Origin of the sequence: Kitasatospora sp. NBC_01287 (assembly GCF_026340565.1) — a bacterium.
GTDB lineage: Bacteria > Actinomycetota > Actinomycetes > Streptomycetales > Streptomycetaceae > Kitasatospora.
This window is the reverse complement of the sequence record NZ_JAPEPB010000001.1, coordinates 6,887,240-6,899,566: the sequence shown is the minus strand read 5'-3', so window position 1 is coordinate 6,899,566 and position 12,327 is coordinate 6,887,240. Positions and strand designations below refer to the sequence as shown.

General features: G+C 72.3%; 9 protein-coding genes. 1 reads left to right on the top strand and 8 read right to left on the bottom strand.

What is annotated here, in order from left to right; translation table 11 throughout:
* Positions 1-34 precede the first annotated feature (34 nt).
* The 8 genes from OG455_RS30200 to OG455_RS30165 all read right to left on the bottom strand — a co-directional run bounded on the left by OG455_RS30200 (position 35) and on the right by OG455_RS30165 (position 9,422).
* On the bottom strand, positions 35-1,018 hold the full coding sequence (locus tag OG455_RS30200) for a hypothetical protein (protein WP_266299119.1): 984 nt from the start codon (positions 1,016-1,018) through the stop codon (positions 35-37).
* 121 nt (positions 1,019-1,139) lie between these two features.
* Positions 1,140-1,658: a SigE family RNA polymerase sigma factor gene (locus OG455_RS30195; RefSeq protein ID WP_266299117.1), complete on the bottom strand. Its 519-nt coding sequence runs from the start codon at positions 1,656-1,658 to the stop codon at positions 1,140-1,142.
* 112 nt (positions 1,659-1,770) lie between these two features.
* The gene (locus tag OG455_RS30190; RefSeq protein WP_266299115.1) at positions 1,771-3,555 is read right to left on the bottom strand and encodes a serine/threonine-protein kinase; all 1,785 of its coding nucleotides are present in this window, start codon (positions 3,553-3,555) and stop codon (positions 1,771-1,773) included.
* Positions 3,556-3,665: 110 nt separating this feature from the next.
* The gene (locus OG455_RS30185; RefSeq protein ID WP_266299113.1) at positions 3,666-4,160 is read right to left on the bottom strand and encodes a peptidylprolyl isomerase; all 495 of its coding nucleotides are present in this window, start codon (positions 4,158-4,160) and stop codon (positions 3,666-3,668) included.
* A gap of 99 nt (positions 4,161-4,259) precedes the next feature.
* On the bottom strand, positions 4,260-4,640 hold the full coding sequence (locus OG455_RS30180; protein WP_266301012.1) for an MmcQ/YjbR family DNA-binding protein: 381 nt from the start codon (positions 4,638-4,640) through the stop codon (positions 4,260-4,262).
* 174 nt (positions 4,641-4,814) lie between these two features.
* Positions 4,815-6,512 carry a DEAD/DEAH box helicase gene (locus OG455_RS30175; protein ID WP_266299111.1) on the bottom strand — a complete coding sequence of 566 codons (1,698 nt, stop codon included), beginning with the start codon at positions 6,510-6,512 and terminating at the stop codon, positions 4,815-4,817.
* A 163-nt stretch (positions 6,513-6,675) separates the two neighbouring features.
* Positions 6,676-6,879, bottom strand: a complete 204-nt coding sequence (locus OG455_RS30170; protein ID WP_266299109.1) for a cold-shock protein — start codon at positions 6,877-6,879, stop codon at positions 6,676-6,678.
* A gap of 344 nt (positions 6,880-7,223) precedes the next feature.
* Entirely contained in the window at positions 7,224-9,422 is a 2,199-nt protein-coding gene (locus tag OG455_RS30165; RefSeq protein ID WP_266299107.1) for an MMPL family transporter, read from the bottom strand.
* A gap of 555 nt (positions 9,423-9,977) precedes the next feature.
* Between OG455_RS30165 and OG455_RS30160 the strand changes: the two genes are divergently transcribed.
* Complete coding sequence (locus OG455_RS30160) at positions 9,978-12,311, top strand: MMPL family transporter (RefSeq protein ID WP_266301011.1); 2,334 nt, start codon at positions 9,978-9,980, stop codon at positions 12,309-12,311.
* The last annotated feature ends 16 nt before the right edge of the window (positions 12,312-12,327 follow it).

The following is a 12,327-nucleotide window of genomic DNA, read 5'->3' as shown; positions in this document are numbered from 1 at the left end:
GCTCCGGTCCCGCCGGTGCCCGCCGGAGCGGCCGTCAGTCGATGACGCAGTCCGCCTTCTTCGCATCGCTCGGGCAGGGCAGCCGGGAGATCGTCCTGGCGAACTCGGCCCCGGCGTCCAGCACCGACTGCGACACCTTGAACTGCCAGGCGGGGCTCTGCGCGATCGCCTGCCAGCCGGCCAGCCCGACCGGTGGCCGGTCCCGGGTCACGGTGATCCCCGGGGCGGGCGCGGTGTCGTCCAGGGTCGCGTTGGCGGCCGTGATGGAGACGTAGACGCCGTCGGGCCGCAGCACCCGGACCGACTCGTCGTAGAGGCCGACCGTGTCGGTGCCGGTGACGAGGGAGATCATCGAGCCGCCGCCGGGCAGCTGGGTCACCTGGCAACTCGGCTGCTCGTAGTCCGGCCTGCGCGGGCCCTCGTTCGAACCGCCGCCCCAGTGGTCGCAGGTCATGATGCCCACGCCCTTGGCGCCGGTGTCGCCCACCTCGATCATCACCGTCGAGGCGCCCGCGCCGTCGTTGTACTGCAGCTCGACGTAGCGCCGCGTGTCGGTGGTGTTGAAGTGGATCCCGGACGGGTCCAGCTCGGCCAACTGCCCACCGGGCGGCAGCTGGTCGTGCAGCGTCTTCGCCAGCGCCTGCCAGGTCACGTCCAGCGTGCCGGACGGGGTGCCCGCACCGGCGCTCGCGCTCGCGGACGCACTCGCACCCGCGCTCGCACCCGCACCCGCACCGGGCGAGGCGGACGCGGCGCCGACGGCGGCCGCGCTGGCGGACGGCGAGGCGGCCGCCGCCACCCCGACGGGGCTCGCGGTGCCGTGGCCCAGCCCCGCCACCGCGCCCAGGGCCACCAGCGCCCCCACCGTGGTCGCGGCACCCACCGCCTGCAGGCCCCGGCGCAGCCGCTTGCGGCGGCGGCCGGTGCGGCCGCCCTCGGCGACCATCGCGGCCACCGGCGGTTCGAGTTCGTCGATGCTCTCGGTCAGCATCCTGGTCAGCTCGTCTTCGAATTCCATCGCGGGATCCCTCGTCGTCTCAGGTCGGCTCGGCCCGGTGGGCGCATGTGCGCAGGCCTGCGGAGTCGTGCGGAGTCGTGCGGAGTCGTACCCAGGCCTGCGGAGTCGTGCGGGGGCGGGCTCAGGCCCCGGTGCGGAACAACAGTTCGCGGTCGTCGCCCAGCAGCTCCCGAAGCCGGGCCAGCGAGCGCGAGTTGAGGCTCTTGACCGCGTTGGGGCTGCTCCCCAGCACTTCGGCCACCGCCTCGATGCTGTAGTCCTCCAGGTACCGCAGCACCACCGCCGCGCGGCTGCGCGGCGGCAGCAGGCGCAGCGCCGACAGCAGCGTCAGCCGCAGCTCGGTGCCGCCGCCGTGCTCGCCCGCCGGCTTCTCGGGCAGCTCACCGACGGCCAGCTCGCCGGAGCGCCGCAGTCGCCGGTGCGAGAGGTAGCTGTTGACCAGCACCTTGCGCGCGTAGGCGTCGATCTCGACCTCCTGGCCGCTGCGCTGCAACCTGCCCCACGCCACGTAGAGCTTCGCCAGGGTGGTCTGTACGAGGTCCTGCGCCTGGTGCCAGTCCCCGCACGTCAGGTACGCGACCTGGAAGAGCCTGCGCGCCCTGGAAGACGCGAACTCCTCGAAGCTGAGCACCTCGTTCACCTGTGTCCCCCCGGTTGTCCTCCGCTGTGCGCGGTTCGGTCGTCACCAGGGAAGACGCCGCGAACCGGGCGGAGGTGTCACGGGGATTTCCACCGGGCCGCCGGGGACCCGCTCAGGAGCCCTCGGGCTCGGTCCTGGTCACCTTGCCCTTCTCGTCCGTCTCCAGGTAGCCGCCGCCGTAGGCGTTGGAGAGGTAGAGGCGGATGCTGGGCGTGCCGTCGAACAGGTCCGGGCTGATGATCAGGTACCGCCCCGTCGGGTTGGCCACCTTCAGGGTCGCCGTGGCCTGCTGCCACAGGCCGGGCAGCACGTCCCAGTCGAAGTCGTCCAGCTCGACGGGCTTGCCGCTGTCGTCGTCCACCGTGCTGCCCACCGTCCGCGCGGCGTGCTGACCGGGCCGGTAGTCGACCTCGTCGTACTCGGCGGGATTGTCGGTGCGCACGACCTCGGCCTCGGCGTGGTCCGGGTAGAGGTCCAGCTCCAGGACCTTGGTGGTGCCCATGGTCGGCTTCATCGCCGCGATCGCGGCGCGCACGCCGGCCGGAGTGGTCAGGTCCTGCTGCGCGCCACCGGTCGCGGCGCCCGCGGCCGGGGCGGTCGTGGCCGGGGCGGTCCCGGGCGCGGCGCCGGCCGAAGGCGCCGTGGCGGCCGGGGTCGCCGTGCCACCGGTGGCCGCGCCACCGGTCGCGGGCGGGCGGGCGGCGGCGTGGCCCGGGCCGGGTCTCAGGCTCCAGCCGAGCACGCCGAGCGCGGCGACCGCCGCGACGGAGGATATGGTCAGCCCGGCCCGGCGGCGGGCGGGGCGGGCGGCGGGCGGGGCCTTGGTGAGGGTGATCGCCGGGGCGGCGGCGGGCGCGGGGAAGCCGCCCGAGGGGTGCGGCTGCCGGCCCTGCGCGCCCAGTTGCGCGGTCGGCTGCGCGGTCGGCCCCGTCAGGCCGGGCGCGCCCGTCGGCGCGCCGTACCCGTACCCGTACCCCTGCCCGTACCCGTGCCCCTGCCCCTGCCCGTAGCCCTGTCCCTGCCCGCCGGCGTGCCCGTACCCGCCGGTGTACCCGCCCTGGTACTCCGCCTGCGCGAGCGCCTGGTCGAGCTGCGCGGCGTTGGGGCGCAGCGCCGGGTCCTTGGCGAGCAGCGCGCCGAGCAGCGGGCCGAGCGGCCCCGCGTGCGGCGCGGGCGGCAGCGGCTCGTCCAGCACGGCGGCGAGGGTGGCCAGCGCGGTGCCCCGGCGCAGCGGGTGCTGCCCCTCGATCGCGACGTAGAGCATCATGCCGAGCGACCAGAGGTCCGAGGACGGGTTGCCCTCCTGGCCGCGGATCCGCTCGGGCGCCATGAACTCGGGCGAGCCGATCAGCGAGCCGGCGGCGGTCAGCGCGGTGGCGCCGTGCATGGCCGCGATGCCGAAGTCGGTGAGCACCGGCGTGCCGTCGGGGCGCAGCAGCACGTTGCCGGGCTTGACGTCCCGGTGCTGGATGCCCACCGCGTGCGCCGCGCACAGGGCGCCGAGCACACCGCGGCCGATCCTGGCCGCCTCGGGGATGCTCAGCGGCCCGGCGGCCAGCCGGTCGGCGAGACTGCCGCCGGTCACCAGCTCCATCACCAGCCAGGGGTGCGGGTATTCGGCGCCGTCCACGATGTGGTGGATGATCACGACGTTGGGGTGCTGGAGCCGGGCCAGCGCCCGCGCCTCGCGCAGCACCCGCTCCCGGGTCTCCCGGGTCAGGCCGGGGTCGGCCGCCGCCATCGCCGGGTCGGCCGGCCGGACCTCCTTCAGCGCGACCTCGCGCTGAAGGGCGTTGTCCCGGGCCCGCCAGACCAGGCCCATCCCCCCGCCACCCAGGCGCTGCAGCAGTTCGAAGCGGCCGTCGATGAGCCGCGCGTCCGGCCCCTCAGTAGTCATGCGCGACATCGTAGGGGGCCGGTCGGACCTCGCGGATCACGAGGTGACCGGCCCCCTGACGAGGAGGCCGAGCCGCCGCCGCGGCGGCGGACCGGACGTGTGCGAGCGGCTCAGACGGTGCCGGAGGCGGTGATGACGACCTTGCCGGTGGGCTTGCCGCTCTGCGAGCCCAGGCCCTCGAGCTTCTTCAGCAGACCGGACTCGTCCTCCGCGACCTCGCCGAAGACGACGTGCTTGCCGTCCAGCCAGTCGGTGGGGATGAAGGTCAGGAAGAACTGCGAGCCGTTGGTGTTGCGGCCGGCGTTGGCCATCGAGAGCAGGCCCGGCTTGGTGTGCTTCAGCTGGAAGTTCTCGTCCGCGAACTTCTCGCCGTAGATGCTCTTGCCGCCGGTGCCGTCGCCGCGGGTGAAGTCGCCGCCCTGGGCCATGAAGCCCGGGATGATGCGGTGGAACGCGGACTCGGCGAAGCCGAAGCCGTGCTGCCCGGTGGCCAGCTCACGGAAGTTCTGCGTCGTCTTGGGCGCGACGTCGTCGTAGAGCTTGAAGACCAGGCGGCCGGCGGGCTGGTCGTTGATGCTGATGTCGAAGAAAACGTTGGATCCCATGGATCGATCATGACACGGCGCGACGCCTCCGTGTGCACGCCTCCCCTCGACGGCCGCCCCTCGCGTCCGCACCTCGCGGCCGCCCGTCACCCGCGGCCGTCAGGCCTCCCTGGAGCCCCGCAGCCCGGACCAGTCGAGCACCAGCTGCTGCCGGCGCGGCAGGCTGCTCACGACCAGGTCGTAGGAGTCCTCGACCAGCTCCAGCAGCAGGTCCTTCGGCACCGAGCCGTCGAGCAGCACGGTGTTCCAGTGCCGCTTGTTGAGGTGCCACCCCGGAGTGATCGCCGGATGGCTCGCGCGCAGCTGGACGGCGATCTCCGGCTCGCACTTCAGGCTGACCTTCAGCGGCTCGCCGTCCAGCGCGCTGATCGCGAAGATCTTCCCGCCGACCTTGAAGACCGAGGTCTCCGGGTTGAACGGGAAGGTCTCCTCGGCGCCGTTGAAGTCCAGGCAGGCGGCCTTGAGCTGACCAGGCGTCATCGTCGTCATGGTGGTCAGTCTGCCGAACACCACTGACGGCCGAACACCACTGACGGCCGGCCCGTCGGGCGGGTGGGCCCGGAACCAGCCCCGCGCCGCCCCGCCCCCGGGCACGCCGCAGGGCCCGCGCGCCGTGTGGCGTGCGGGCCCTGGGTCAGCCGGTGCGGCCGCGCGTCAGCGCGCGGGGCGGCGCTGGCGGCCGGTGCCGTAGTTGGAGCCGCTCTTCGAGCCGCTGCCGGGCTTGGCGGCGGCGCTCGCCTTGCCGGAGAAGCCGGCCGCGGTGCGGGTGGCCCCGCCGCCGGCGGCGGCGCCGGTCTGGCCCATCCGCTGCTTGGGGCGGCGACGCTTCGGGTTGCCGTTGATGTCCACGTCGGCCGGGCGCGAGGAGCGCGGGCCGGCCGGGCGGCGCTTGGCGGCGCCGGGCGCCGCGGCGGGCTCGGCGGTGACCGGCGGGGCCAGCGTGACGGCGATGCCCGAGGGGGTGCGGGCGCCGGTGATCCGGGCCAGCTCGGCGTCACCGGGGCGGACCTTGGTGGTCACCGGGCGGATCGCGGCGGCGATCATCAGCTTGGACATGTCCCGGCGCTGCTCGGGCAGCACCAGGGTGACCACGGTGCCCGACTCGCCGGCCCGCGCGGTGCGGCCGCCGCGGTGCAGGTAGTCCTTGTGGTCGATCGGCGGGTCCACGTTGACGACCAGGTCCAGGCCGTCGATGTGGATGCCGCGGGCGGCGACGTTGGTGGCGATCAGCGCGGTCACGTGCCCGTCGCGGAACTGGTCCAGGGTCCGGTTGCGCTGCGGCTGCGACTTGCCGCCGTGCAGCGCGGCCGCCCGCACGCCGCTGGCCAGCAGCTGCTTGGCGAGCCGGTCGGCGCCGTGCTTGGTGTGCACGAACATGATCACCCGGCCCTCGCGGGAGGCGATGTGGGCGGTGGCGGAGACCTTGTCGGCCGCCTCCAGCTGGAGCACGTGGTGCTCCATGGTGGTGACCGCGCCCGCCGAGGGGTCCACCGAGTGGACCACCGGGTCGGTCAGGAAGCGGTGCACCAGGCGGTCGATGTTCTTGTCCAGGGTGGCCGAGAAGAGCATCCGCTGCCCGCCCTCGGCGACCTGCTCCAGCAGCTTGGTGACCTGCGGCAGGAAGCCCATGTCGGCCATCTGGTCGGCCTCGTCCAGCACGGTGATCCGCACCTCGTCGAGCCGGACGTCCTGCCGGTTGATCAGGTCGTCGAGCCGGCCGGGGGTGGCCACCAGCAGCTCGGCGCCGCGGCGCAGCGCGTTGGCCTGGCGGGTGATCGACATACCGCCGACCACCGTGGCGATCCGCAGGTTCACGGCGGTCGCGTAGGGGGTGAGCGCGTCGGTGACCTGCTGGGCCAGCTCGCGGGTCGGCACCAGCACCAGGGCCAGCGGCTTGCGGGCGTCCGCGCGCTGCCCGGCGGTGCGGGCCAGCACGGAGAGGCCGAAAGCGAGCGTCTTGCCGGAGCCGGTGCGGCCGCGGCCGAGCACGTCGCGCCCGGCCAGCGCGTCCGGCAGGGTGGCCGACTGGATCGGGAACGGGTCGGTGACGCCTTCGCGGGTGAGCGCGGAGAGCAGGCCCTTGGGCATCTCCAGCTCGGCGAAGGTCGCGGCCGGCGGGCGCGCGGGGGTGCCGGTCACCACGGTGAAGTCGGCGGGCTCGGCGACGCGGCTCTTGCCCGCGCCGCGACCGCGGCCCTGGGCCTGGGACTGCCCGCGCAGCCCGCCCGAGCTGCGGCCCGCGCGCGCCTGCGCGTCGCTGAAGCCGCCGCTGCTGCTGGTGCTGCTGGTGCTGCCCGAGCCCTGCGAGCGGGGTCGGCCACGGCCGCCGGTGCGGCGTGCCTGATCAGTCATGGGTGTTTCTCCGTCCTGAGCGGTCACCGTCGATGGGTGGCCCGTCGGTTCGGCCGCCAGGAGGAAGTGCGCCGCCCCGGCCGTTGGGCGGCATGGGCGAAGGCCCGCACCGTGCGGTACGGGCCTTCGCTTGCGTCGTACGTACCAGCGGAGAGCCGGAACGTCAGATGACGCGGATGTTCTCGGCCTGCGGGCCCTTCTGGCCCTGGGTCACGTCGAACTCGACGTGCTGGCCCTCAACGAGCTCACGGAACCCGTTGGCGACGATGTTCGAGTAGTGCGCGAACACGTCAGGGCCGCCCTCGGCCTGCTCGATGAAGCCGAAGCCCTTTTCGCTGTTGAACCACTTCACGGTGCCGGTAGCCATAACCGTCTCCTTAATACCTGGGGCTACGAGACCCACACTGCGTGGACCCCGCGTCGCCGCGATCCCCATCCGGAGGTGACACCGGACAAAACAAATGCGCCTGTTGGTTGTTGGACCAGCAGGCGCACACAAGCGTTCATGGGAACCAAAACTGCAACTGGTTCGACTGTAGCACGAGGCCCCCCAGAGATCATCGGATAATTTCGGCCGCTTCGGCTCGTCTCCGACCCCTCTCCGGCTCGCCCCGCACGCCGGACGGGCCGCCCCGGGGGAGGATCCCCGGGACGGCCCGTCCAGTGGTGTGACGCGATCGAGTGACGCGCGGGAGTGACGGGGCCGCTGGATCAGCGGCGCCCGGCCGGCTCGGCGCCGGAGGTGTGGGCGTCCGAGCGGCCCTGGCCCACCAGGGTGGGTCCGCCGTGGGCGCCGGGCTCCTGGTGGCCGGGCCACCAGGCCGCCTTGCCGAGCAGCGCGGTCAGCGCCGGGGTGAAGAACATCGCCATCACGAAGGCCGCCAGCGCGATGCCGAAGGCGATCGAGAAGCCGATCTCACTGAAGAGCACGTTCCCGGCCAGCATGAAGGTGGCGAAGGAGGCCGCCAGGATCGAGCCGGCCGCCGCCACCGTCGGTCCGCCGTGCTTGATCGCCTCGTAGGCCGCGGCGCGCGGGTCGCGGCCCTCGCGGGCCTCCTCCCGCAGGCGGGCGATCATCAGGATGTTGTAGTCGGTACCGATCGCCACCACGAAGAGGTAGATGAAGATCGGCAGCATGAACATCAGGCCGGACTGGTGGTCGAACTTCTGGAAGACCACGCTGGTGGCGCCGAGCGTGGCACCGAAGCCCAGGCCGACCGAGGCCATCAGGTACCAGGGCGCCACCACGCTGCGCAGCAGCAGGCCGAGGATCACCATGATCAGCACCGCGGCGATCGGGAAGACGACCTTGTAGTCGTGGTCCATCGCGGCGTTGATGTCCGCCTCGACGGCGGTCTGCCCGCCGACCAGCGCCTTGGTGCCGGCCGGAGCGGCGGAGTGCGCGGCCTTGCGCAGCCCGTCCATGGTGTCGATGGCCGCGTTGGAGGCCGGGTCGTCCTTGAGCGTGACCACGAAGTCGGCGGTCAGCTTGTCGTTGCTCACCTGCGGGTTCGCCGCGACGTCGGCCACGCCCTTGACCCCGGAGAGGGCCTGCTCGTAGGCCGGGAACGCCGACGGGTCCAGCGGCGTGCCGTTGGTCGAGGTGAGGTAGACCTGCGAGGGGTCGGAGGCACCCGCCGAGTAGGCCGACATCACGGTGTTCTGGACCACCATCGACTCCTTGGTCTTCGGCATCGAGCCGGAGGCCAGGTCGAAGGTGCCCTTGTAGCCGAGCGCGGCCAGGGTCAGCAGGATCAGCACACCGCCGGAGGCGGCGGCCACCCGGGCGGGGTGGCGCTGGGTCATCCGGCCCAGGGCGGCGAAGCGGGCGCCGTCCTTCTCGTGCATCCACTTCTTGCCGGGCCAGAAGAGCGCCCGCTCCGGGATGACCGAGAGCACGGCCGGCACCAGCGTGATCGAGGCGATCGCGGTGGTGACCACGGCGATGGCGAGGGCCGGGCCGATCGCCTTGAAGAGGCCCAGGCTGGAGAGGATCAGCACGGCGAAGGCGACGGTCACGGCACCGGCGGCGGAGGCGATCGCCTCGCCGACCCGGCCGATCGCGTTGATCATGGCCTCCTTGCGCTCCTCGCCCGCCCGCAGCCGTTCCCGGTAGCGGAACATGAGGAAGAGGAAGTAGTCGGTGCCGACCCCCAGCAGCACCACGATCAGGATCGCCGACATGGTGCTGTTCGCCTTGAGGTCGAACAGCTTGGTGGCGTCCGCGATCAGCGCGTTGCTGGTCGGCATCATCACGGCCATGATCAGCAGCAGCGGCAGGATCGAGATGATCGCACTGCGGAAGATGATCGCGAGGATCACCACGATCAGCAGGAAGCTGCCGAGGAAGATCAGCGCGTCGGCCGAGCTGGAGGAGTCCTTCTGGTCCAGGTTCTGCGCGGCCTGCCCGCCCAGTTGGACCTTGAGGTTGCTGCCGTTCGCCAGTGACTTGGCGTCGTCCCGCAGCTGCTTGGTGGTCACCGAGCTGTCCTGCGGGGCGTCCTTGGTGTAGCCGACCTGGGACAGCGCGTACTTGCCGTCCTTGGAGACGGCCTTCTCGGCGCCCGCACTGCCACCGCCGACCGGCGTGATGACCTGGACGTACTTGATGTGCTCGGCGGTCAGGCCGGTGACGACCTTGTTGATCGCGGCCTTGTCGTCCGAGGTCAGCTGGCCACCGTCGGTACGCTCGAAGAGCAGCATCGCGTTCGGCGTGAACGCGGACGGGAAGGCCTGCTGCTGCAGGTTCGAGGCCACGATCGACTCGTAGTGGCTCGGCAGGAAGTCGCTCTCGTTGTCCGAGGTGGTCAGCGCGGGTGCCGACGCGATGACGGCGACCGCGGCCACGACCCAGGCGATGATCACCCACCAGGCCCGCTTGACGACGAATTGTCCGATTCGGTGGAACATGCTTGCGATGCCTCCTGGCATGGTTCACCGCAGCCCTTGGGGGACGGGACGCCGGGCGACGGCAGAGACGGCTTCCCCCGAGCGGTCATTAGCCGGTCGGCAGGTAAGTAGTAGCGGGAGCATCATACGAGAACTTACTAGCCGACCGGCAAGCAGACCCCCGTCGGCCGGAGTCCTCGACCCGATTCCCCCGGGCCACTGAGTGGCCCCGCACCATCCTGACCTGCCGCCCCGTGCCAACACCTCGTCCCCCGGGTGGAGAGCCCTCCCCCTCAGGGTGGAGTTCCACCCGTACCCAGGTCTGAGGGGCGACCTGGGGAAAACCCCACCCCCTGCCCTGGGGTTCTACCCAGGGTGCACTCACCCGCTGGCCGGATTACCCGTCAAGGCCGTGCTCCCTAGGGTCAGTTGTGAGCCCGGGAGGACCGCCGGGCCCCGCACCGCGGCCCGCACCGCCGCCTCCCAGGGGGAGACTTCCCAGTGGTAACCAGCCAGAGCCGGACCCAGCGCGGCAGGACCCCGCACGACAGAGTGAAGCTCGGGTTCGCCGCCACCATGGGCGCCTGGAGCGCCCGCAACCGCAAGACCGCCGTGTTCGGCTGGCTGCTCTTCGTGGTGCTGGCCGCCTTCCTCGGCAGCGCCGCCGGCACCCACCAGGTCACCGACGCGGAGTCGATGCCCGGCCAGGTGGCCCAGGCCGCCAGGATCCTCGACCAGGCCGGGATCAAGAACCCGCAGGGCGAGACGGTCCTGGTGCGCAGCGCCACCCGCACCGCCGACGACCCGGCCTTCCGGGCCGAGGTCGACCGGACGATAGCCGCCGTCAACGGCACCGGGAAGACCGGCGACCTGCGCTCCCCCTACGACTCCCAGGCGATCTCGGCCGACCGCCACTCGGCGCTGATCCAGTTCACCGTGACCGGCGACGCGGACCAGGCCGCCACCAACGTCACCGCCCCGCTGGACGCGGTGGCCGGCGTGCAGCGGGCCGACCGCTCCTTCACGGTCGAGGAGTTCGGCGAGGCCAGCGCCAACAAGTGGTCCAACGAGCAGTTCAAGAACGACTTCTCGGCCGCCGAGTGGACCGCCGTGCCGCTGGCCCTGGGCATCCTGCTGATCGCCTTCGGCGCGCTGGTCTCCGCCGTCCTGCCGGTCGGCCTGGCGCTGACCGCCTTCATCGCGGCCGGCGGCCTGGTCTCGCTGAGCAGCTCGTTCCTGCACACCAGCGACGACGCCAGCTCCGTGATGCTGCTGGTCGGCCTGGCCGTCGGGGTCGACTACTGCCTCTTCTACCTGCGCCGCGAGCGTGAGGAGCGGGCCGCCGGGCGCAGTGCCGAGGAGGCGCTGAAGGTGGCCGCCGCGACGTCGGGCCGGGCCGTGCTGGTCTCCGGGATCACCGTGGTGGTCGCGATGGCGGGCATGTTCTTCACCGGGATCGCCGACTTCCAGGCGATGTCCTACGCGACCATCGTGGTCGTGATCACCGCGGTGCTCGGCTCGCTCACCGTGCTGCCCGCCCTGCTGTCGATGCTCGGCGACCGGGTGGAGAAGGGCCGGGTGCCGTTCCTGCACCGGCTCAAGGCCAAGGACGTGAACAGCGGCAGCCGGGTGTGGAACGCCGTCCTCACCCCGGTGCTGCGCTTCCCGCTGGCCGCCGCCGTGCTCGCCGCCGGCCTGCTGCTCGCGCTGGCCGCCCCGCTGCTCACCATGCACACCGCCAACCTGACCTTCCAGCAGTCGCTGCCCAAGAACAACCCGCTGGTCGCCACCTCGCAGCGGATCGAGGCCGCCTTCCCCGGCAGCCCGGCGCCCGCCGAGGTGGTGGTCAAGGCCACCGACATCAACTCCCCCGCGATCTCGCGGGCGATCGCCGACCTGCGGACCGAGGTGCTGGCCGACGGCCGGATGCACGGCCCGATCGAGGTCACCACCTACCAGGCGCAGAACGTGGCCACCATCACGGTGCCGCTCAACGGCAGCGGCAACGACGCGACCAGCAACGCCGCGCTGGCCGAGCTGCGTGGGACGATCGTGCCGCAGACCCTGCTCAAGGTGCCCGGCACCCAGGCGCCGGTGACCGGTGACACGGCCGGCTCGCACGACTTCAACCAGCAGATGACCAACAGCATGCTCCCGGTCTTCGCCTTCGTGGTGGTCTTCGCCTTCCTGCTGATGCTGGTCTCCTTCCGCTCGTTGTCGATCGCGCTCACCGCCGTGGTGCTCAACCTGCTCTCGGTGGGCTCGGCCTACGGGGTGCTGACCCTGGTCTTCCAGCACGGCGTGGGCGCCTCGCTGCTCGGCACCAGCGGAGTGGGCGCGGTGGAGTCCTGGGTGCCGCTCTTCCTCTTCGTGATCCTCTTCGGGCTGAGCATGGACTACCACGTCTTCGTGGTCTCCCGGATCAAGGAGGCGCACGACCAGGGCCTGACCACCCGGGCCGCCATCTCCTACGGCATCCGCTCGACCGCCGGGGTGGTCAGCAGCGCGGCGATCATCATGGTGGCGGTCTTCGCGGTCTTCGGGACCCTCTCGGTGCAGTCGATGAAGCAGATGGGCGTGGGCCTGGCGGTGGCGGTGCTGGTGGACGCCACGGTGATCCGCGGGGTGCTGCTGCCCTCGGTGATGAGCCTGCTGGGCGAGCGCAACTGGTACCTGCCGAGCTGGCTGGCCTGGCTGCCGAAGCTCTCGCACGGCGAGGCGCCGCGGCCGGTGGCGACCGCCACCGAGGCCGGCGTGCGGGCCGACGCGCAGGCCGGCGTGCAGCCCTACCCGCAGGGCTACTCGCAGACCGACGTGCAGGCCGACGTGCGGGGCTACTCGCAGGCCGACCCGCAGGCCGAGGGCACGGACCCGGCCGGCGGCCCGCGGCACCGCCGGGTGACCGCCTGACGGTCCGCCCGCCGGG